Source organism: Phaeobacter sp. JH20_34 (genome assembly GCF_048056095.1).
GTDB classification, from domain to species: Bacteria; Pseudomonadota; Alphaproteobacteria; order Rhodobacterales; family Rhodobacteraceae; genus Phaeobacter; species Phaeobacter bryozoorum.
Genome location: NZ_JAYMWT010000004.1, coordinates 69,604 through 89,462 on the forward strand (window position 1 = coordinate 69,604; position 19,859 = coordinate 89,462).

The window sequence follows — 19,859 nt, forward strand, 5'->3', positions numbered from 1 at the left end:
AAAAGAAAAGGCCCCGACGCAGGTGTCCGGGGCCTTCCAATAGGTTCGATCTCTGCCAGCCTCGGCAGATCAGCCCTGCAAGCTCTTCACTTCAACGTCACCTTCTGCCTGCGCCTTGATCGCGCGGGCGGCGGCATTGGCACCGGCTGCGGTGGTGAAATAGGGGATCTTGTCATAGAGCGCGACGGACCGCATCTCCTTGCTGTCTTCAACCGCCTGCGCGCCTTCGGTGGTGTTCATCAGCAGCTGGACGTTGCCGTCCTTCAGCATATCCACCACATGAGGGCGCCCCTCATAGACCTTGTTGACCAGTTCGCAGGGCACGCCGTGCTCATCCAGCCAGCTCTGGGTGCCGCGTGTGGCAACCAGGGTAAAGCCCTGTTCCACGAGGATTTTTGCGGCGTCCAGCATCAAAGTGCCCTTGTCGGCATCCTTGATCGAGATAAAGGCCCGGCCCGAGGATGGCAGCACCATGCCAGCCCCCATCTGCGCCTTCAGGAAGGCGCGGGCAAAGCTGCGGTCCCAGCCCATGACTTCGCCGGTGGAGCGCATCTCGGGGCCGAGGATGGTGTCGACGCCGGGGAAGCGGGCAAAGGGAAGCACCGCCTCCTTGACCGAGAACCACGGCATGTCCGGGTCGGCCAGGGTCATCGGATCCGCCATCGGCACGTTGACGTCATAGCCTGCGTCCGGCTCATAGGGCGGGCGCTTGGGGAAGTTCGACAGCGGCTCACCCGCCATGACACGCGCCGCGATGGAGGCGATGGCGCTGTCGGTGGATTTCGCCACAAAGGGCACGGTGCGCGAGGCCCGCGGGTTGACCTCGATCAGGTAGATCACGTCATTGCCGTCGGCGTCAGGTTTGACCGCGAACTGGATGTTCATCAGGCCAACCACATTCAGCGCCTTGGCCAATGCGTTGGTCTGGGTCTTGACCTCGGCGATCACCTCTTTGGACAGCGAGTAAGGCGGCAGCGAGCAGGCGCTGTCCCCAGAGTGAACCCCGGCCTCTTCGATATGCTGCATGATGCCTGCGACATGCACGTCGGTGCCATCACAAATCGCATCCACATCCAGCTCAACCGCGCCCGAGAGATAGCTGTCGAGCAGAACCGGGCTGTCGCCGGAGACCACGACCGCCTCGGCGATGTAGCGCTTGAGCTGGTCCATATCGCGCACGATCTCCATCGCGCGGCCACCCAGAACATAGGACGGGCGGATCACCAGCGGGAAGCCGATTTCAGCCGCGATTTCAATCGCCTGCGCGTCGGTCGAGGCAATGCCGTTATGCGGCTGCTTGAGCCCCAGCTGGTTGACCAGCGCCTGGAACCGCTCGCGGTCCTCGGCCAGGTCGATGGCGTCGGGCGAGGTGCCAAGGATCGGGATGCCTTCCTCTTCCAGCGCATTGGCCAGCTTCAGCGGGGTCTGACCGCCGAACTGCACGATCACCCCGTGCAGTGTGCCGTTTTCCTGCTCCTTGGTGAGGATTTCCATCACATGCTCAAAGGTCAGCGGTTCAAAATACAGCCGGTCCGAGGTGTCATAGTCGGTCGACACCGTTTCCGGGTTGCAGTTGATCATGATGGTCTCGAAGCCCGCGTCGGTCAGCGCGAAACAGGCATGGCAGCAGCAGTAATCGAACTCGATCCCCTGGCCGATCCGGTTTGGGCCACCGCCCAGAATGACAACCTTCTTGCGGTCGCTCGGCCGGGCCTCGCATTCCACATCGCCAAAGGCCGGGGCCTCATAGGTGGAATACATATAAGGCGTCTGGGCCTCGAATTCGGCGGCGCAGGTGTCGATCCGCTTGAAGACGGCCTTGACGCCCAGATCACGGCGGGCGCGGCGCACGTCGGTCTCGCTCTTGTCGGTGAGTTTCGCAAGGCGGGCATCGGTAAAGCCCAGCATCTTGACCCGGCGCAACCCATGCTCATCCTTTGGCAGGCCCTCGGCGCGGATCTCGGCCTCGGCCTCCACGATTTCGCGGATCCGGGCCAGGAACCAGGGATCGAACTTGGTGACGGCCTGGATTTCATCATCCGACAACCCGTGCCGCATCGCCTGGGCAATGGTCCGCATCCGGTCGGGGGTCTGCTTGCTGATGGCCTTGATCACCGCAGCCTTGCCATCGGTGCCATCCTCGGCGCCGGGAATGGCAACCTCGTCAAAGCCGGTCAGACCGGTCTCCATGGACGCCAGCGCCTTTTGCAGGCTCTCGTGGATCGTGCGGCCAATGGCCATGGTCTCACCCACGGATTTCATCGCCGTGGTCAGATAGGGCTCGGAGCCTGCGAATTTCTCGAAGGCAAAGCGCGGGATCTTGGTCACGACATAGTCGATCGTCGGCTCAAACGACGCCGGTGTCACGCCGGTGATATCATTGTCTAGCTCATCCAGCGTAAAGCCAACCGCCAGCTTGGCCGCAATCTTGGCAATCGGGAAGCCGGTTGCCTTGGACGCCAGCGCCGAGGACCGCGACACACGCGGGTTCATCTCGATCACCACCATGCGGCCATCCTCAGGGTTCACCGCCCATTGGACGTTGGAGCCGCCGGTTTCCACGCCGATTTCGCGCAGCACCGCAATCGAGGCAGAGCGCATCATCTGGTATTCTTTGTCGGTCAGCGTCAGCGCCGGGGCCACGGTGATCGAATCACCGGTGTGCACGCCCATCGGGTCGATATTCTCGATCGAGCAGACGATAATCGCGTTGTCGGCGGTGTCGCGCACCACCTCCATTTCATATTCTTTCCAGCCCAGCAGGCTCTCGTCCACGAGGATCTGATTGACCGGCGAGGCATCCATGCCGGAGCGGCAGAAATGGATGTAATCTTCGCGGTTATAGGCGACGCCACCGCCGGTGCCACCAAGGGTAAAGGCCGGGCGGATGATCGCGGGCAGGCCGATGTCTTCCAGCTCGTCCAGCGCCATTTGCACGCCTGCATCCAGGTCCGCGCTGCCGTTAGCTTTCTTCGGGGCGGTGATGATTGTGGCGCGGGGGTTTTCCAGTCCAAGCCGGTCCATCGCTTCGCGGAACAGCTTGCGGTCTTCTGCCATTTCAATGGCTTCGCGCTTGGCGCCGATCATCTCGACGTTGAATTTCGCCAGCACACCCATCTCTTCCAGCGCCAGTGCGGTGTTCAGACCGGTCTGTCCCCCCATGGTCGGCAGCAGCGCATCGGGACGTTCCTTTTCGATGATCTTGGCGACCACCTCCGGGGTGATCGGCTCGATGTAGGTGGCATCCGCCAGACCCGGATCGGTCATGATCGTTGCCGGGTTGGAGTTCACCAGAATGACCCGGTAGCCCTCTTCACGAAGCGCCTTGCAGGCCTGCGCGCCGGAGTAGTCAAACTCACAGGCTTGGCCGATGATGATCGGCCCCGCACCAATGATCATGATCGATTGGATATCGGTTCTTTTCGGCATGGCCTGAATCCCTCTGATTTGCGCGAGTCATGGGCACCCCCGTGCGCCCAAATTGTCCTGCGTTATAGGGACCGCACCGAAAGGTTCAAGGGGGATCGGAAACCGAATTGGAAATGCCGCATCCGTGGGTTTTGTTCGCATAGCGAACGGATATATGTGGAGAGGTCATAACGACGGAGCAGGCTGACGTGCGGATTCGCTTTGATCAGGGGCCGATGGGGGCCGGGACATGTTTTGAAACGCCGCTGCGCATGATCCGCGCAGAGCGGGCCGAAGACGTGCCTGCCGCGCTGGCGGCGCTGGATGCGGCGCGCGACGCCGGCCATTGGCTGGCGGGCTATGCGTCCTATGAGCTGGGCTATGCGCTGGAGCCAAAACTGGCGGGCCGGATGCCTGCGGGGCGGCGGCTGCCGCTCATTTGTTTTGGGGTCTATGCGGAACCGCGAGCGCAGAACATTGGGGGCCGGACCCGACCGCAGGCGGAAAGCGAAGCTGGTCTTGAAGGAATTACCCCCCGCTGGACTTTTGACCGCTACGCCGAAGCCTTCGCAGAGGTGAACCGCAACATTGGCCAGGGCGATATCTATCAGGCCAACCTGACCTTCCCGATTGATGCCGACGCTTATGGGACATCCGAAGACATCTATGCCGCGCTTCAGGCCAGACAGGCCGTCGGCCACGGTGCCTTGGTCCAACAGGAGGGGCTGCCGGACCTGTTGTCACGCTCGCCGGAGCTGTTTTTCCGCACGGATGCAGAAGAGGGCATCGAGACCCGCCCGATGAAGGGCACCCAGCCGCGCAGCGACGATCCGTTGGAGGATGCCCGCCGCCGCGACTTTCTGCGCCAGGATGAGAAGAACCGCGCCGAAAACCTGATGATCGTGGACCTCTTGCGCAACGATATCTCACGCGTCGCCGAGACCGGGTCTGTGCATGTACCGGAGCTGTTTGCGGTCGAGAGCTACGCCACGGTTCATCAGATGGTCTCCACCGTCCGCGCCAGATTGCGGCCCGACGCGGGGCTTGCGGAGATCTTTGCCGCGCTGTTTCCCTGCGGTTCCATCACCGGCGCCCCCAAGATTCGCGCGATGGAAATCCTCGCGGAACTGGAACCCTGGGCGCGCGACATCTATTGCGGCACCATCGGCTGGGCGGCGCCGGACGGCCGGGCAGAATTCAATGTGGCAATCCGCACGCTGATGCTGGACGCGGGCCGCGCGACGCTCAATGTGGGCGGTGGCGTGGTCTGGGACAGCACCGCAGATGCAGAATATGAGGAAGCCCTATGGAAAGCCCGCTTTGCCCGCGTGACACCCTCCAGAACGATCCCGCTTTCGGCCTGATCGAGACGCTGGGCTGGCATCCGGGGCAGGGATTTCGTCACCTGCGGCTGCATCTGGCCCGGATGGCGCGCAGCGCGGCCCTGTTCGGGATCGCTTTCGATCCAAAGCGGGCGGAGGCGGTTCTGGCGGAAGCCACCGATACGGTGCCGCTGCGCTGCCGCCTGACGCTGGACGCGGCTGGCCAACTGGCGCTGACCACGGCTCCGCTGGGCGGCACGCCTTCTGAATCGCGGCTGGGGGTCGCGGAGACCCGGCTGGAAGCGGACGACATGTGGCTTCAGCACAAGACAACCCGCCGCGCGGTCTACGATGCGGCGCGGGCCACGCTGCCGGAAGGCGTGGATGAACTCCTGTTCCTGAACGAGCAGGGCGAGGTTTGTGAGGGCACCATCACCAATATCTTTGTAACCCGCCCGGACGGGCAGGTGATCACGCCGCCGCTCAGCTGCGGCCTGCTGCCGGGTATCCTGCGGCAGGTGATGCTGGAGCGGGAGGAATGCAAGGAGGCGGTGCTGCGTCTTGAGGACCTGAGGTGTGCCAAGGCCATCCATATGGGCAATTCCCTGCGCGGGCTGATCCCGGCACGTCTGGTGTGACGGGGGCGCTCCCGCGGACAAGCCGCCCTTCTGGCTGACGCCAGCGGACCCTTGCCCTTTGGGCGTGGCAGCGCACCATTGGGTGCGCTGCGGTTCCGCAGAACGCAACCGACGCCGTGCCAGAGGCACGGCGCCCGGCCCAACGTCGGAGGTCTCAGCGCGTCCGCGATGAGACCGTAGAGGGCGGGAGGCCCTCGCTCGGGCGCGCAACAGGCACTATTGGTGGCTCGCGGCTGTCGAATCCGCCCAGTTTGCTTGACAACGGCGTCGCAACCTAGTGTACCACCCCGGACGAATTCCGCGCCGTTCTGGCGCATTTCCCGATTGACGGCCCTCCCGGACATGAGACCGGTATAATGAAAGGTCACCCCATGCACGACTATCGCAGCCATACCTGCGCAGAACTGAACAAATCCAACGTCGGTGAAACCGTCCGCCTGTCGGGCTGGGTCCACCGCGTCCGCGACCATGGCGGGTTGTTGTTCATCGACCTGCGCGACCATTACGGTGTGACCCAGGTCATGGCCGACCCGGACAGCCCGGTCTTTGCCGAGATCGAGAAGGTCCGCTCCGAATGGTGTATCCGCATCGACGGCAATGTCATGGCCCGTGATGAGAGCCTGGTGAACCCGAAAATCTCTACCGGCGAGATCGAAGTCTTTATCCGCGATATCGAGGTGCTGGGCAAATCCGAGGAACTGCCGCTGATGGTGTTCGGCGAACAGGAATACCCCGAGGAAACCCGCCTGCGCTATCGCTATCTGGACCTGCGCCGCGAGAAGATGCAGCGCAACATGGTGCTGCGCTCCAACATGATCCGTTCGATCCGCAACCGCATGTGGGACATCGGCTTCAACGAATACCAGACCCCGATCATCACCGCCTCCTCCCCCGAGGGCGCGCGCGACTTCCTGGTGCCGTCGCGCCTGCATCCGGGCAAATTCTATGCGCTGCCGCAGGCGCCGCAGCAGTTCAAGCAGCTGATGATGGTGTCGGGCTTTGACAAGTATTTCCAGATCGCGCCCTGCTTCCGCGACGAGGACCCGCGCGCCGACCGCTCGCCTGCGGATTTTTATCAGCTCGACATGGAAATGTCCTTTGTCACCCAGCAGGATGTGTTCGACACCATCGCGCCGGTGATGGCGGGCGTGTTCGAGGAATTCGGCGGCGGCCGCAAGGTGGACCCGGCGCACGACTGGCCGCAGATCTCCTACAAGGATGCCGCCAAATGGTACGGCACCGACAAGCCGGACCTCAGAAACCCGATCAAGATGCAGGACTGTTCCGAGCATTTCCGCGGGTCTGGGTTCGCGATCTTTGCAAACCTGCTGGAAAACGAAGGCACAGAAGTGCGCGCGATCCCGGCACCGACCGGCGGCTCCCGCAAGTTCTGCGACCGGATGAACAAGTTTGCCCAGGGCGAAGGCCTGCCGGGCATGGGCTATATTTTCTGGCGCGACGGCGACAACGGGATGGAAGCGGCTGGCCCGCTGGCCAAGAACATCGGCCCTGAGCGCACCGAGGCGATCCGCCAGCAGCTGGGCCTGGGCGTTGGTGACGCGGCCTTCTTCCTCGGCGGCAAGCCGAAGGCGTTTGAAGGCGTCGCGGGCAAGGCCCGCACCGTCATCGGCGAGGAGCTGGGCCTGATCGACAAGGACCGCTTTGCCTTTGCCTGGATCGTCGATTTCCCGATCTACGAGAAGGACGAGGAAACCGGCAAGATCGACTTTGAGCACAACCCGTTCTCGATGCCGCAGGGCGGTATGGACGCGCTGCTGTCCGATCCGCTGGCCGTGAAGGGCTACCAGTATGACCTCGCCTGCAACGGCTACGAGCTGGTGTCCGGCGCGATCCGGAACCACAAGCCGGAGATCATGTTCAAGGCCTTTGAAATCGCCGGCTACGGCAAGGAAGAGGTCGAAAAACGCTTTGGCGGCATGGTCAACGCCTTCCAGTACGGCGCCCCGCCGCACGGCGGCTGCGCGGCCGGTATCGACCGCATGGTAATGCTCTTGGCCGACGAGGCCAACATCCGCGAGGTCATCATGTTCCCGATGAACCAGCGCGCCGAAGATCTGATGATGTCGGCCCCGTCGGAACCGCTGAGCGAGCAGCTGATGGAGCTGGGGCTGCGGGTGATTCCACAGGACCAGTAACCTCTGGAGGTCAGTCTGAAACAGGCCCGGACAGATGTCCGGGCCTGTTTTGATTCGGCGGGCACCGCAGCTCCGTCGAGTTGTGGCGCGATCTTGGCGGCCCGCAGTGCGCCCATGAGCAGAGAGTTGCGTGCCTGAAGAAATTCAGCTGGTGTCGGCGCTGCGATATCCTACTCTTGTCGGGTTGCAACAGCTCATGAGCGGGGAAAGCGATGCGCTTTGACGGGGAATTGGCGGAGATCCGTTTCGGCTGCGGCCTGTCGCCGCTGCATGCCCCAGCCGCTGGGCCGGAGCGGCTGCTTGCTGACCTTCAGGCCCCGGATCATGCGGCGCAGACCTGGCCGATCCCAGGGTTTGACGCTGCGCTGGCGGATGCTCGGGCCTATTCCGCCGCCCGCCGCGCCCGCAAGGCGGCCGCTGGCAGCCCGGATTTCGAGATGCGCGACAGGGATCTGAAACACCAGCGCGCCCTGATGCGGGACCATCAGGCGGATTGGTTCGTTCGACGGCTGCTGCGCTGCGTGACAACGCCGCATGGGTTTCGCGAACGGCTTGCCCTGTTCTGGGCGGATCACTTCACCGCGCAGGGCAAGATTGCCGCGCTGCGCTACGCTGCCACCCCCTATGTCGAGACGTCGATCCGCCCGCATATTGCCGCGCGGTTCGAGGATCTGCTGATTGCGGCTGTGACCAGCCCGCTGATGCTGCATTACCTGGACCAGCACCGGTCCACCGGCCCCAACAGCCGCCGCGCCAAACGGGTCGCGCAGCGTCAGGGGCGGGTGGTCGGGCTCAATGAGAATCTGGCGCGCGAAGTGCTGGAGCTGCACACGCTCGGCGTTGGCGGGCCTTATACGCAACAGGACGTGCGCCAGCTGGCCGAGCTGTTCACCGGCATGATCTACGACACCACCGAAGGCTTCAAATTTGCGCCGGGATGGGCCGAGCCGGGGGCCGAGACCCTATTGGGAAAGCGCTACGATGCCGAGGTCACCGGTCTGGCTGCGATCAAACAGGCGCTGCGGGATCTGGCGCGCCACCCGGCCACGGCGGATCATCTGGCGCATAAACTGGCGGTGCATTTCACCCGTGACACGCCGGACCCGGCACTGGTCGCCCATCTGGCGGCCCGCTACCGGGCGACATCGGGGGATCTGACGCAGGTCTATGCGGCGCTGCTGGAACATCCGGCGGCCTGGCAACCTGACCTCGAAAACGTCAAACCGCCCTTTGCCTATCTCGCCTCGGCCTGTCGGGCGCTGGCGTTGCCAGCTGCCGCGCTGACCGGGCTGAGCCGGGCGCAGGTCAACCGGTTCTTCCTGCGTCCGATGCAGCGCATGGGCCAGCGCTGGGAGGTCTCCAACGGTCCCGACGGCTGGCCCGAGGCCGATGCAACCTGGATCACGCCGCAGGCTCTGGCGGAGCGGCTGCGCTGGTGCATGTCGGTGCCGACACAGGTGATGGTGCAGGGGGCAGGACCATTGCCCGCGCCGCTTCAGCTGCTGCGAAGCGCCCTTGGCGGCCGGGAAACCGCGCAGCTGCGGTTCGTCGCAACAGCTGCCGAAACCGAGCGGGAGGCGATAGGACTGATCCTGGCCTCACCCGCCTTTCAGCGGCGTTGAGAGGGAGATCGAGATGACCAAGACACCGCGTCATGGGTTCACTGGCCCATCCCGCCCCTCGGGCCTGACCCGGCGCGGTTTCCTCGCCCGCTCCGGTCTGATTGGCTGTTCGCTGGCGGCAAGCCCGCTGCTGGCCCCCGTGAGCTTTGCTGCGGCCCCCTGGGACAGCCGGCTGGTGGTGATCATCCTGCGCGGCGGCATGGATGCCATCGATGTGGTCCAGCCCTATGGTGATCCGGCCTATGCCGGCCTGCGGTCGAGCCTCAGGGGAGGGCCGCAAAATGGCGGGCTCGATCTGGATGGCTATTTTTCCCTGCATCCGGGACTTGCCCCCTTGATGCCGTTGTGGCGGGCGGAGCAGCTCGGGTTTATTCACGCGGTATCAACGCCTTATCGCGACAAGCGCAGCCATTTCGACGGTCAGGACCTGCTGGAAGCCGGGACGCCGGGCCTGCACCAGCGCCGCGACGGATGGCTGAACCGGCTGTTGCAGATCACGCCCGGTGTCGAGGCGCGCACCGCCTTTGCCATCGGGCAGGGGGAAATGAAACTGTTGCAGGGCGCGGCCCCGGTGTCCGACTGGTCGCCGGATGCGGAAATGGCTCTCAGCCCGCAGGCCGAACGTCTGGCCGGTCTGATGATGGAGCAGGATCCGCTGTTTCATGCCGCTCTGGCAGAGGCGCTCGACCTTGCCGACAGCGCACCCATGGACGCGGGCGGCGCCGGGAGCGCAGAGGCAACGGGAAGCATAGGTCAGGCCAAGGCACGATCCCGACCGCATCAGCGGATTGCCAGCTATGCGGCCCAGCAGCTGCGCGGTGACAGCCGGATTGCGGCTTTCTCGATCAACGGCTGGGATACGCACAACCGTCAGACCGGCGCGCTCACACGGGCGCTGGGGCGCCTGTCCGATACCATACTGACATTGCACCGCGATCTTGGGCCGGGGATCTGGGACAAAACCGCAGTGGTGGCGATGACCGAATTTGGCCGCACCGTGCGCGAGAACGGGACCAGCGGCACCGATCACGGAACCGGCGGTGCGATGGTGCTGGCCGGTGGCGCGATCCGGGGTGGCCGGGTCCACGGGTTGTGGCCGGGTCTTGAGGAGGCGGCGCTGTTTGATCGCCGTGATCTGATGCCCACCGGCGATGTGCGGGCCCATATGGGCTGGATCATGCGCGGTATGATCGGCACCGACGCCCAGCAGATTGCAGATGTGGTTTTTCCCGGCGTCGAGCTGGGCGCTGAGCCGGGGGTGCTGCGGCGCTGACGGGGATGCGCTGACCGCTGCGGCGGCTTGCGGCTCCGCCACTGGGCCGCCAGTCAGCGGTTAATGGGAGAGGGGCCGAGAGTGTGTCGGCTCGCGCGATCTGTCGCCTTGCGCCGCTATGTGGGTGCTGCGCATTTGCCGACCGCGATACCGACCGTGCGATCTGTCATCCAATAGACTGACCGGGCTACCTGTCAGCAAGGATGCTCGCCCAACGATCTGTCAGCAAGGGTGCGAACGGGGTGACCTGTCAGCCAGGATCAGGTGATCCCGTGGCGCGGCAGATCAGCGGTCGCTGCGATCAAGGATGACCAGCGATCCCAATGTCCGGTCGCGGTTACGGCGGATTTCACGGGCCGAGAACCGCGCCTGAAGATATAGGACAATGCCCAAAGTGGTTGAGGCGATGAGAACGATTTCGATCATCTCAGATGGCGACTTTCTGTTTCAGACGTTCCTGAACCAGCCCGGCGACACGGGCGGCAATGGCGGCAACGGGGCGTCCGCTGCTGCGGGCATCGGCCAGATCTGCGGCGGCTCCTGCCAGATGTGAGTCGCCAACGCTGCGGGCCACACCACCAAGGAACTGCGCAACATAGTCCAATGTCTGCCCTTCCTCAGCTTCGTTCAGCACCTCTGCGGCATGGGACATGTCATCCTGAAAGGCGAGGAGATCCGGCTCGATCACCTCATCGGTCAGCTGGTTGGGGCCGGAGAGCTGGCGTTCGGCGGGCAGGCGCGACAGGATCGCGGATTGGAATGCGGCGAGCGATGTGATCGGTTTTGCCAGAAACCCATCGGCCCCGGCGTCCATCGCCATCGCCTCACCTGCTTCATCACCGGAGATCCCGAGGATCACGCCGACACGCGGCGAGGCCTCCGCCATGGAGCGGATCAGATCGGCGCCCGACCCATCGGGCAGGCCGAGATCGGCAATAACGACCGAGGGGCGGTAGACCTTCAGATGCCGGTGGGCGGATTTCAGACAATCGGCCCGGCGGATCCGCGCACCGCTGCGCAGGCACAGCAGACGCATCGCCTCGCAGGCGTATCGACTGTCTTCCACCACAAGAATGGTCAGCCCCAACAAAGGTCGTTTGGTGGTGGGCAGGCGGTGGGCAGCAGCAAACAGTTCCGAATCGTCCATGACTAAGGCTCCTGACTGGATACGACTCAACGCTAGGGAAACGGGGCTAACAGCTGGTTAACATCCAGGTCGCAGCCTAAGGTTGAATGGAATTACCGCGCAAAAATCGACGCAACGAAGCGTTATTGCAGGAAATATTCTGCCGCGCGGATTGGCGCACTTGTCCGCAGGCCATGGCTCTTTGATAAGTCTTGGCAATCAGTTCACTCAGGAGACCGCACCATGATTGGCCGCCTCAACCACGTCGCAATTGCCGTACCGGACCTTGATGCCGCCTCGGCACAGTATCGCAACACCCTCGGCGCCAAGGTCGGCGCACCCCAGGATGAGCCCGATCACGGCGTCACCGTCGTGTTCATCGAACTGCCCAATACCAAGATCGAGCTGCTCTACCCTCTGGGCGACACTTCTCCCATTGCGGGGTTTCTGGAAAAGAACCCGGCCGGGGGCATTCACCACATCTGCTACGAGGTGGATGATATCCTGGCGGCCCGCGACCGGCTCAAGGCCGAAGGCGCGCGGGTGCTTGGATCGGGCGAACCCAAGATCGGCGCCCATGGCAAACCGGTTCTTTTCCTGCATCCGAAGGATTTCAACGGCTGCCTGGTGGAATTGGAACAGGTTTGACGCTATCTGCCCCCTAACCCTCCGCAGTGGGGCGGGGGTCTCAGAAGGACAGTTATCATGGGTGTGACATCCGGTTTGGTTCTCTATGCGGTGATCTGGTTCATGACGTTCCTGATCGTGATCCCGATCCGCATTCAGACGCAGGGCGACCTAGGCGAGATCGTGCCCGGCACCCACGCCGGTGCGCCCGAGCATCACTATCTGAAGCAGAAGGCCGTGATCACCACCATTGCCGCTGCCGTCATCTGGGCGATCGTTGCAACGATCATCCTTAGCGGCTGGATCACGGTGAATGATTTTGACTGGTTCGACCGGCTGCCGGATCCCGAATAACCCGGCGCAGCATATCTTTGGCATCACAACAGGCGGGCAGGGGTCCGCCTGTTTTATGTTTGTCCTCCGGTTTGCCGCCCCGGTTTGCTCCGCGCGGCTCAGCCTGCCGACAGTTCGTGCCGGGTCAGCCGATGGAAGAGATGGGTGAAGGTCGCCGCCCCGATGATCGGGATAAGCAGGTTCACCAGCGGAATCGACAGCGGCATGGCCATCAGCACACCGGCGATCCAGACCGCGCCCAGATGCTTGCGCCGCAGCCGTTTGGCTTCCGGCAGGCCAATGCGCCGCGCCGCGGCGAGGGTGAAATACTCCCGCCCCAGAAGGAACCCGTTCAGCCCCCAGAAGATAAACAGCGCAAAGGGGGCAAGCATCACGTAAAGCACCAGCGCCAGCACATTGGCGACGACAAGAACGCCGAGAAAATTGATGGTATCGCGCACGCCATCCCAGAACGGTGTCTTGGTCGCCGGTGGCAGACCGGGATAGTGGCGATCTTCTACCGCCTGTGCGACCTCATCCAGAAACATCGAGGTAATCGCCGAGGCCACGGGCACCATCAGGAACGCCGACAGCACCAGCATCAGCAGCAGCGAGGTGATCGAAAGAAGATCATCGACCCAGGTGACCGGGCCGATCAGCGGTAGCGTCGCATCCGGACCGACCAGCCATTGGATCAATGCCAGAAACGCCGCATAGGCCAGCACCAGCAGCGCGACGGTCAGGCCAATGCCCAGAAACAGGACCCGGCGAAAGCGGGGATCGCCGATCTGGCTCAGCGCCTTTGAGAAATCTGTCAGAATCATTGGTCCATCCAGGTGGTCAGCGTCGCCAGATCAGGGCGGGGGCGGTCCGGCGGTGTGTTGGTTTCGGTGGCGATATGGATCAGGCCCGCAATCCGCTCATGCGACTGCAGGCCAAAGGCTTCGGCGCAGAACTCGGGATCATGGCTGGCCCAGCCTGACAGCCAGTTGGCGCCCCAGCCGGCCGCAAGAGCCGCGTTCAACAGCGCCAGGCAGACGGCCCCGGCGGAGTAGGTCTGCTCGATGGGCGGGATCTTCGGGCTCGCCTTCTGGATCTCCACCACGGCGACCGCCAGTTGCCCCAGTTCAAACTGGCTGCGGCCCTTGGCAATATCCTCGGCCGATTTGCCCAGTCGTTCGCCTGCCTTGCCGGTCAGCTCTGCCAGCCGCTCCATCGCGGGTTTCTCGATCACGATGAAACGCCAGGGCTCCAGCTTGCCGTGATCGGGCGTGCGTGCGGCTGCGGTCAACAGCGGCATCAGCGCCTCGCGGCTTGGGGCCGGGGCCACCAGCGTCTTGGCCGGGCGGGAACGGCGCGACAACAGAAACGCCAGGGCAGCATCATTGCGAGGGGGCATATGTGAAACCTTTTTACATCTATCGCCCGATGTCGGCAGGGCGGCGCGGGATTTCAAGGGGGATCCGAGAATTTGGCAAAGCTGGCCTGCCCGGAGCGGGGACAGGCACGGACCGCAGCCGGATCCAAACATGAGGTGTGAGGCAGGAAATATCCCGGTCGTAGCGCCAAAGTCTATGGATTTTGCCCGCAATCCGCGCGATCACCCCGCTATGGGCAAGCCAAAGCAGAAAGACCTCCCCGATCTCAGCCATCTGGCCATCGCCGGTGCAGAGATTGCCGTCCGCGTCACGCCAAAAGCGTCGCGCAACGCCGTTATCCCTGCCGGGGCGGAGAGCTGCGGGCAGGCAGGTGTGCTCAAGATCACGGTGACGGCAGCGCCCGAGAACGGCAAGGCCACGGCTGCGGTGCAGCTGCTGCTGGCCCGCGCGATGGGTATTGCCCCCTCGCAGCTGACACTGCTGCGCGGCGCGACCTCTCGGGAGAAGGTCTTTGCCTACCGCCGCTGAGGTCTCCGGGTCCGGGCCTGCGCCGCCAACCATGGGGCCCGCCCTCACCAGCTCCTGATGGATCTCAGCCCTTTGCCTCGGGTTCATCATCGCGGGCAAAGCGATAGACCCCCTCAGGCAGATCCAGCGCCGCTGCAAGATCGCGGACCTGATTGTGCGACAGGGTGATTGTCTGAACCCGGTCGGTGCGCGGGTCCAGCTGTTCGACCGTGACGCATTCTGTGAAAATATTGATGGAGACATCTTCCATCAGCGGGGTGGCCTCGTCATCGACGAGCGTAACGACGGTGGCGTCGAATTCATGCTCAATGGTAAACATGTCCCCAGCTTGCCACCGGGCCGCCCCCGCTGACAAGGCTTTGTCGCATCACGTGATCTTGCAGCAGATTGCAGCCGCCGGAGCTTCATGCAATTGATCCTCGGTCCGCTGTCGCGATAAGATGGCACAGACAAAGCAAAGGAGATGTCATGCGTCGGGTGTTGCTGTTGATGGGATGTGCCAGCGTCTCTGGAGCCAGCGCGGCGGATGTGGCCCGCGCCCAGGATCTTGGCGCGGTGGTCGGCGCGCGCACCTATTCGAAGAATTTCGAGCTGGAAGCGGATGAGCTGGGTACCATCATCACCCATAAGGCCGGGTATCGTCCCAGCATCGGGGTGCGCTTCTTCAACCGGCTGCCGGATCCGGGAGATCGCTTTCTGGGCACACATCCGGCCAACCCGGACCGGGTGCGCGTGGTCAATCAGACGATCCAGAAATATAACCTGAATTGAGCGATCTGGACCAAGCCGTCGCCTCGCTGAGGCAGCTGGGCGTCGTGCTGACCGATCGCGGCTCGCGCTATGCGGTCAGCGGTGCGCGGGTCACCAGCCGCGAGCAGATCGACGCTGTGCTGGCGGCGCTGAAATCCGACCGCTCCTATGCCAAGGCGACCCATAACACCTGGGCCGCGCAGCTGCCCACCGGCGCGCTGAAGGCCGATGACGGCGAAAGCGGCGCCGGTTTGGTCATCCTGCGCATGATGGAGCGCGAGGGGCTCTGCGATCACCTGATCATCGTCACCCGCTGGTATGGCGGCAAGAAACTGGGCGGCGACCGGTTTCGCCGGGTTCAGGACGCGGTGCGCGCCTATCTCGACCCGGCCAGGAGCAGCTGACCGCCGGGTACGCGCCCTTTTGACCTGCATCAAATCGCAATGCGCCGGAGATGGCTAAGCTGCCCTCAGAATGAATGATTTCCGAGGGCGCCGAGATGACCACCTACACCGATCAGAGCCGCAGGGACAACCTGAAGACCCATGCCGATCTTTTCGACAGCATGGCCACAACCGTGGGGCTGGACCTACAGGAAGAAGCCATCTCGGGCCGGTTGAGATTTGACGAGATCGCCGAGGCGGTGCTGCGCTGCACCCGCTGCGGCGGCGTCGGTGCCTGCCGAAATTGGCTGGCGAAGGGGGGCCGCCCAGGCGCCGACGCGCCGGATTTCTGCCGCAACCGCGATCTGCTGGCCTTTCTGAACGATGCGGAGACAGAGCAGGAGCGCTAGGATGCGGCCGCTGGGCGATCCGCTCCATCACCTGCGCCTGATGGCCCGGATGGGGCAGGCTGCGGGGGTTGAGCTGAGCGCTGCGCTGGCCGCAGGCCGGATCCCTCCCGAGGACTGGGCCGCGATGATCACCCGCTGCCGCAGCTGCGACGCGACCCTGCACTGCGAGGCCTTCCTTGCCACCCGCGAGCGATCACAGGCGCCGATGCCCGGCTGCCGCAATGCCGATCAGCTGATGCTGCTGCGCGACTGACGTATCGCAGCTACGACCCGCGACGCTGCCGCAGGCGGTGCCAGCGATAGAGCGTCGGCGCCAGCAGGTGATCATATGCCGCCGATGCAAGCTGGCGCAGACCGGGCAACCCGACGATCCGCGCGACCCAGCGATATCCCGGCATCTGCGCCCAAAGCACCAGAAACGCCGGGATGCCACTCAGCACCTCGCCCCGATGGCGCACATGCAGCCGTCGCGCCGCGCTATCGGCATCCACGCCCCACAGCGCCAGATCCTGCGAGTTCAGATCATCAAACCTAAGCGGCAAATCCCGCCGCTCCGCCAGATTGGCATAATGGCGGATCTCGATACTGCACACCGGACATTCCCCGTTGTAGAGAACCTCCGTGCTGTCATCCTGAGGGGTCGGCATGGTGGGTGCCTCTTTGCTGAACACTGATACCTGACGATATAGCGGCGCCGCGCCGCCGGACGAAGGGCAGATGGTCACAGGCAGCCCAAAAACTCCACGCGCCACAATCCATCCCGGTCCACCCCGTCCAACCAACAACGCGGCAAGGGGTGATGTTGCGGTGTGCCGTTCATGGCTGGGCGCTCTCCCGGGCTGATTGCGGTTGGTGGAGAACGTAGCACGGATTTGGCGCGAGGGGGGACCCAAGGCCCGCGCACAGCGCGGGCTCAGCGCCCGACCCTCCCCACGGGAGGGCGCTTCGCACCCACCCAGGGTCAGGCGCTGGGAGTGCTTGACCTTGTAAGGTCTTAGGATTGTATTGTTCTTGGGTGATTCAAATAAAAGCTGAGGTGGGGATGGTTGCTAGGAAACCTGAGGGGGCTCTGACCAACGAAGAGAAAAGGCTTGTTAAAGCACTATTGGCTGAAGGAGAGCGCAACCAAGATATTCAAGCGCTGATTAATATCGGACGATCAGCTACCATCAATAGTGCGAGAATAACGGAGGTAAAGCAGGACGATACTGTATCACCTAGTAGCGAGGAAGAAGTCCAGTTTTTCCGGGAGAGGCAAAAGCACCACGATCCGATCACTGGTCTAAATCTTTATTCTGACGAGAGACTAATACGAGCACGTGAAGCTATGATCCTCGCAGTGCAAGTGTTCAATAGTCCGGCCCTAATGTTCAAGAGTGAAGTATTCTCTGTCCTGGCCAACATTGCTTGGACCTACCTCCTGCACGAGCACTATAAGCGAAAGGGCGAAGATATTGTTGTCGATGGTAGGTCTCTACTTCTTAGCCAGATGATCGCGCGTGAAGATGCGCCGTTGTCTCAAGGTATGAAAGATAATCTGCAAGCGATCAAAGAGATAAGAGATCAAGTAGAGCATTTGCTTTTGAGGCGGGCAGATTTGAAGTTCCTGTCAATATTTCAAGCTTGTTGCTTGAACTTTGATAAAGTGCTCTGTGACTTATTTGGAGAGGAAAAAACGCTGAAGAATGAGCTGACGTTTTCTCTACAGTTTGCAAAGGTGGGATTTGATCAAGTTACGCAGTTGCAGGAATTTGATGTGCCTCCTGGAATCGAAGCTATTGATAAGAAGCTTGAGGAAGAACTTGGGGATGATAGACTGTCCGACTTGGAGTACAGGTTTCGCGTAGTCTACACGTTCGAAAATTCAACAAAATCAAAATCACACATTAAGTTTGTTCACCCTACGGACGAGGTCGCGGAAGATGTGAAAAACGTCCTAATAAAGAAAGAAATTTCCGACAAGCTTTATCCACACAAGCCAAGTGTGGCCGCAAAGAAAATTTCAGAAAAATCTGGCCGACAGTTCACTCCACACAATCATACTCAAGCATGGCGGAAATTCGATGTGCGGCCGAAAGCAGGGGTGGCGCAGCCTGAAAATACAAACGCTGATTACTGTGTCTATCACTCTGCTCACAAGGACTACACCTATTCAGACAAGTGGGTTCAGTTTGTGAGCGACTATATCGCCGACGAGCAGAACCTCGCTGAACTGTGTTCTTACAAACTATAGAGTCCTTCCCCACAGGTCATACTCCCCGGCCTCATCCACCTCGACCGTCACCAGATCGCCAGCCTGCAACCGCTCCGTTCCCTCATCAATGAACAGGTTGCCGTCGATCTCCGGCGCGTCGGCCTTGGTGCGGCAGGTGGCGATGCCGTCTTCGTCGATGTCGTCCACGATGACCTGCATCGTCTGGCCGACCTTGGCCGCGAGCTTGGCCTCGGAAATCGCCTGGGCCTTCTCCATGAACCGCTCCCAGCGCTCCTGCTTTACTTCTTCCGGCACATGGTCCGGCAGATCGTTGGAGCGCGCGCCGTCGACGTTTTCGTATTTGAAGCAGCCGACCCGGTCCAGCTGCGCCTCGTCCATCCAGTCCAGAAGGTGCTGGAACTCCGCCTCGGTCTCGCCGGGGAAGCCGACGATGAAGGTGGAGCGCAGGGTGATGTCCGGGCAGGTGGCGCGCCAGGCGTTGATCTCGTCCAGCGTCTTGGCCGCCGCTGCGGGCCGGGCCATGCGGCGCAGCACATCCGGGTGGGCATGCTGGAAGGGGATGTCCAGATAGGGCAAGAGCGCATTCTCAGGGTCCGCCATCAGCGGGATCAGCTCGCGCACATGCGGGTAGGGGTAGACATAGTGCAGCCGCACCCAGAGGTCCTCTGCCGGGGCCAGCCTGCCCAGCTCGCGGCTGAGGTCGAGGATATGGCTGCGCACGTCGGCGCCCTTCCACGGATGCGCGGAATACTTGCGGTCAAGGCCATAGGCGGAAGTGTCCTGGCTGATCACCAAGAGTTCGCGCACCCCGGCCTCCACCAGCTTCTCCGCCTCGCGCAGCACCGCGTGCACCGGGCGCGACGCCAGTTTGCCGCGCATGTCCGGGATGATGCAGAACTTGCACTTGTGGTTGCAGCCCTCGGAGATCTTCAGATAGCTGAAGTGGCGCGGGGTGAGCCGGACGCCGGTTGCGGGCAAGAGGTCTACATAAGGGTTCGGGGCGGGCGGCACCGCGGAATGCACCGCGTCCAGCACCTGTTCATACTGATGCGGGCCAGTGACCGCGTGGATGCGCGGGTGATGCTCGCGGATGTAGTCCGGCTCGGCGCCGAGGCAGCCGGTGACGATCACCTTGCCGTTTTCCTTCAGCGCCTCGCCGATCGCCTCCAGGCTTTCGGCCTTGGCGCTGTCGAGGAAGCCGCAGGTGTTGACGATCACCGCGTCCGCGCCCGCGTAATCGGGCGAGATGCCGTAGCCTTCGGCGCGCAGCCGGGTCAGGATCCGCTCGCTGTCGACCAGCGCCTTTGGGCAGCCAAGCGACACCATGCCGAGGGTCGGCTGGCCGTCACGGGGTTTGTCGCGGAACTGCGGTTCCGGGGCAAGGTCGGGACGGAGGCTGGGCGGGTTGGCTGAACCGGGTGTCTGTGTCATGCGCGCGCGTATATCAGGACTGCGGCAGGAGGCAAGGAAAACAGGGGTATTCAGCGTCACCACCTGTGCAGCGGGGCGGTGCAATATCGCGCTTCCTGTGTTGAAGGTGGCAGGCCAGGGCCCGTAGCCTGCGGAACAGCCATAGTGATCCCGAGCGCAAGTGAGACGCGAAGAGCGGGCGATTTTATGCTGTGACCTGTGCTGTCGCCCTCGGGCGTCTGGGCCTGCGCCAGCGGTTCCGGTTGCGATAAACCTCTG

20 protein-coding genes and 1 pseudogene are annotated in these 19,859 nt (G+C 62.8%); 13 read left to right on the forward strand and 8 right to left on the reverse strand.

The annotated features are described in order from the left end of the window. Window positions 1-69: 69 nt before the first annotated feature. Window positions 70-3,429, reverse strand: coding sequence for a carbamoyl-phosphate synthase large subunit (gene carB / locus VWZ81_RS01790; RefSeq protein ID WP_416541898.1), 3,360 nt, complete (start codon window positions 3,427-3,429; stop codon window positions 70-72). Window positions 3,430-3,617: 188 nt separating this feature from the next. Here carB and VWZ81_RS01795 point away from each other — a divergent pair, with 188 nt between their 5' ends. The 5 genes from VWZ81_RS01795 (at window position 3,618) to VWZ81_RS01815 (ending at window position 10,419) form a co-directional block, all read left to right on the forward strand. Continuing rightward, a complete protein-coding gene (locus VWZ81_RS01795; protein ID WP_416541899.1) occupies window positions 3,618-4,772 on the forward strand; it encodes an aminodeoxychorismate synthase component I in 1,155 nt (384 codons plus the stop codon). After that, window positions 4,715-5,368, forward strand: a complete 654-nt coding sequence (locus VWZ81_RS01800; protein WP_416541900.1) for an aminotransferase class IV family protein — start codon at window positions 4,715-4,717, stop codon at window positions 5,366-5,368. Before VWZ81_RS01795 ends, VWZ81_RS01800 begins: the two co-directional genes overlap by 58 nt. Before the next feature lie 371 nt (window positions 5,369-5,739). Beyond that, window positions 5,740-7,524 (forward strand): aspartate--tRNA ligase, encoded by a 1,785-nt coding sequence (gene aspS, locus VWZ81_RS01805; protein ID WP_340546345.1) that lies wholly within the window; start codon window positions 5,740-5,742, stop codon window positions 7,522-7,524. Window positions 7,525-7,736: 212 nt separating this feature from the next. After that, the gene (locus VWZ81_RS01810) at window positions 7,737-9,146 is read left to right on the forward strand and encodes a DUF1800 domain-containing protein (protein ID WP_416541901.1); all 1,410 of its coding nucleotides are present in this window, start codon (window positions 7,737-7,739) and stop codon (window positions 9,144-9,146) included. A 13-nt stretch (window positions 9,147-9,159) separates the two neighbouring features. After that, window positions 9,160-10,419 carry a DUF1501 domain-containing protein gene (locus tag VWZ81_RS01815; protein WP_416541902.1) on the forward strand — a complete coding sequence of 420 codons (1,260 nt, stop codon included), beginning with the start codon at window positions 9,160-9,162 and terminating at the stop codon, window positions 10,417-10,419. A gap of 285 nt (window positions 10,420-10,704) precedes the next feature. On the opposite strand, the gene VWZ81_RS01820 is transcribed toward VWZ81_RS01815, so the two are convergent. Beyond that, a complete protein-coding gene (locus VWZ81_RS01820) occupies window positions 10,705-10,845 on the reverse strand; it encodes a hypothetical protein (protein ID WP_340546200.1) in 141 nt (46 codons plus the stop codon). Window position 10,846: 1 nt separating this feature from the next. After that, a complete protein-coding gene (locus VWZ81_RS01825; RefSeq protein ID WP_340546199.1) occupies window positions 10,847-11,566 on the reverse strand; it encodes a response regulator in 720 nt (239 codons plus the stop codon). A gap of 222 nt (window positions 11,567-11,788) precedes the next feature. Between VWZ81_RS01825 and mce the strand changes: the two genes are divergently transcribed. Both mce and VWZ81_RS01835 read left to right on the forward strand, forming a co-directional pair. Next, window positions 11,789-12,193: a methylmalonyl-CoA epimerase gene (gene mce, locus VWZ81_RS01830; protein WP_340546198.1), complete on the forward strand. Its 405-nt coding sequence runs from the start codon at window positions 11,789-11,791 to the stop codon at window positions 12,191-12,193. Window positions 12,194-12,250: 57 nt separating this feature from the next. Further along, window positions 12,251-12,526 (forward strand): DUF1467 family protein, encoded by a 276-nt coding sequence (locus tag VWZ81_RS01835; RefSeq protein ID WP_340546197.1) that lies wholly within the window; start codon window positions 12,251-12,253, stop codon window positions 12,524-12,526. Between the two features lie 98 nt (window positions 12,527-12,624). Here VWZ81_RS01835 and VWZ81_RS01840 read toward each other — a convergent pair whose 3' ends face one another. Both VWZ81_RS01840 and VWZ81_RS01845 read right to left on the reverse strand, forming a co-directional pair. Further along, window positions 12,625-13,329 carry an EI24 domain-containing protein gene (locus tag VWZ81_RS01840; protein WP_340546196.1) on the reverse strand — a complete coding sequence of 235 codons (705 nt, stop codon included), beginning with the start codon at window positions 13,327-13,329 and terminating at the stop codon, window positions 12,625-12,627. Beyond that, window positions 13,326-13,904, reverse strand: a complete 579-nt coding sequence (locus VWZ81_RS01845) for a nitroreductase family protein (RefSeq protein WP_416541903.1) — start codon at window positions 13,902-13,904, stop codon at window positions 13,326-13,328. The genes VWZ81_RS01840 and VWZ81_RS01845 overlap by 4 nt, the downstream gene beginning before the upstream one ends. A 211-nt stretch (window positions 13,905-14,115) precedes the next feature. On the opposite strand from VWZ81_RS01845, the gene VWZ81_RS01850 reads away from it, so the two are divergent. Beyond that, entirely contained in the window at window positions 14,116-14,412 is a 297-nt protein-coding gene (locus VWZ81_RS01850) for a DUF167 domain-containing protein (RefSeq protein ID WP_416542442.1), read from the forward strand. 64 nt (window positions 14,413-14,476) lie between these two features. Here the strand turns inward: VWZ81_RS01850 and VWZ81_RS01855 are convergent, their stop codons facing one another. Then, window positions 14,477-14,731, reverse strand: coding sequence for a hypothetical protein (locus tag VWZ81_RS01855; RefSeq protein ID WP_340546194.1), 255 nt, complete (start codon window positions 14,729-14,731; stop codon window positions 14,477-14,479). 182 nt (window positions 14,732-14,913) lie between these two features. On the opposite strand from VWZ81_RS01855, the pseudogene VWZ81_RS01860 reads away from it, so the two are divergent. The 4 genes and pseudogenes from VWZ81_RS01860 to VWZ81_RS01875 all read left to right on the forward strand — a co-directional run. Beyond that, window positions 14,914-15,183 (forward strand): annotated as a pseudogene (locus tag VWZ81_RS01860) (M48 family metalloprotease); the annotation flags it as partial. Then, window positions 15,180-15,566: a YigZ family protein gene (locus tag VWZ81_RS01865; RefSeq protein ID WP_416541904.1), complete on the forward strand. Its 387-nt coding sequence runs from the start codon at window positions 15,180-15,182 to the stop codon at window positions 15,564-15,566. The pseudogene VWZ81_RS01860 and the gene VWZ81_RS01865, both read left to right, overlap by 4 nt. A gap of 95 nt (window positions 15,567-15,661) precedes the next feature. Next, window positions 15,662-15,955 (forward strand): DUF6455 family protein, encoded by a 294-nt coding sequence (locus VWZ81_RS01870; protein ID WP_340546191.1) that lies wholly within the window; start codon window positions 15,662-15,664, stop codon window positions 15,953-15,955. A gap of 1 nt (window position 15,956) precedes the next feature. After that, window positions 15,957-16,208 (forward strand): DUF6455 family protein, encoded by a 252-nt coding sequence (locus VWZ81_RS01875; RefSeq protein ID WP_416541905.1) that lies wholly within the window; start codon window positions 15,957-15,959, stop codon window positions 16,206-16,208. A gap of 10 nt (window positions 16,209-16,218) precedes the next feature. On the opposite strand, the gene VWZ81_RS01880 is transcribed toward VWZ81_RS01875, so the two are convergent. Further along, window positions 16,219-16,602 (reverse strand): thiol-disulfide oxidoreductase DCC family protein, encoded by a 384-nt coding sequence (locus tag VWZ81_RS01880; RefSeq protein WP_340546189.1) that lies wholly within the window; start codon window positions 16,600-16,602, stop codon window positions 16,219-16,221. 353 nt (window positions 16,603-16,955) lie between these two features. Here VWZ81_RS01880 and VWZ81_RS01885 point away from each other — a divergent pair, with 353 nt between their 5' ends. Then, the gene (locus tag VWZ81_RS01885) at window positions 16,956-18,188 is read left to right on the forward strand and encodes a DUF3644 domain-containing protein (RefSeq protein WP_416541906.1); all 1,233 of its coding nucleotides are present in this window, start codon (window positions 16,956-16,958) and stop codon (window positions 18,186-18,188) included. Here the strand turns inward: VWZ81_RS01885 and rimO are convergent. Beyond that, window positions 18,183-19,601, reverse strand: coding sequence for a 30S ribosomal protein S12 methylthiotransferase RimO (gene rimO / locus VWZ81_RS01890; protein ID WP_416541907.1), 1,419 nt, complete (start codon window positions 19,599-19,601; stop codon window positions 18,183-18,185). The two genes, VWZ81_RS01885 and rimO, sit on opposite strands and share 6 nt — an antisense overlap. Between the last annotated feature and the right edge of the window lie 258 nt (window positions 19,602-19,859).

Excerpts from the sequence above, each read along its gene's own strand:
- carB (WP_416541898.1), bottom strand. The coding sequence starts at position 3,429 with ATGCCGAAAAGAACCGATATCCAATCGATCATGATCATTGGTGCGGGG.
- VWZ81_RS01800 (WP_416541900.1), top strand. The coding sequence starts at position 4,715 with ATGGAAAGCCCGCTTTGCCCGCGTGACACCCTCCAGAACGATCCCGCT.
- aspS (WP_340546345.1), top strand. The coding sequence starts at position 5,740 with ATGCACGACTATCGCAGCCATACCTGCGCAGAACTGAACAAATCCAAC.
- VWZ81_RS01810 (WP_416541901.1), top strand. The coding sequence starts at position 7,737 with ATGCGCTTTGACGGGGAATTGGCGGAGATCCGTTTCGGCTGCGGCCTG.
- VWZ81_RS01815 (WP_416541902.1), top strand. The coding sequence starts at position 9,160 with ATGACCAAGACACCGCGTCATGGGTTCACTGGCCCATCCCGCCCCTCG.
- VWZ81_RS01820 (WP_340546200.1), bottom strand. The coding sequence starts at position 10,845 with ATGATCGAAATCGTTCTCATCGCCTCAACCACTTTGGGCATTGTCCTA.
- VWZ81_RS01825 (WP_340546199.1), bottom strand. The coding sequence starts at position 11,566 with ATGGACGATTCGGAACTGTTTGCTGCTGCCCACCGCCTGCCCACCACC.
- mce (WP_340546198.1), top strand. The coding sequence starts at position 11,789 with ATGATTGGCCGCCTCAACCACGTCGCAATTGCCGTACCGGACCTTGAT.
- VWZ81_RS01835 (WP_340546197.1), top strand. The coding sequence starts at position 12,251 with ATGGGTGTGACATCCGGTTTGGTTCTCTATGCGGTGATCTGGTTCATG.
- VWZ81_RS01840 (WP_340546196.1), bottom strand. The coding sequence starts at position 13,329 with ATGATTCTGACAGATTTCTCAAAGGCGCTGAGCCAGATCGGCGATCCC.
- VWZ81_RS01845 (WP_416541903.1), bottom strand. The coding sequence starts at position 13,904 with ATGCCCCCTCGCAATGATGCTGCCCTGGCGTTTCTGTTGTCGCGCCGT.
- VWZ81_RS01850 (WP_416542442.1), top strand. The coding sequence starts at position 14,116 with ATGGGCAAGCCAAAGCAGAAAGACCTCCCCGATCTCAGCCATCTGGCC.
- VWZ81_RS01855 (WP_340546194.1), bottom strand. The coding sequence starts at position 14,731 with ATGTTTACCATTGAGCATGAATTCGACGCCACCGTCGTTACGCTCGTC.
- VWZ81_RS01870 (WP_340546191.1), top strand. The coding sequence starts at position 15,662 with ATGACCACCTACACCGATCAGAGCCGCAGGGACAACCTGAAGACCCAT.
- VWZ81_RS01875 (WP_416541905.1), top strand. The coding sequence starts at position 15,957 with ATGCGGCCGCTGGGCGATCCGCTCCATCACCTGCGCCTGATGGCCCGG.
- VWZ81_RS01880 (WP_340546189.1), bottom strand. The coding sequence starts at position 16,602 with ATGCCGACCCCTCAGGATGACAGCACGGAGGTTCTCTACAACGGGGAA.
- rimO (WP_416541907.1), bottom strand. The coding sequence starts at position 19,601 with ATGACACAGACACCCGGTTCAGCCAACCCGCCCAGCCTCCGTCCCGAC.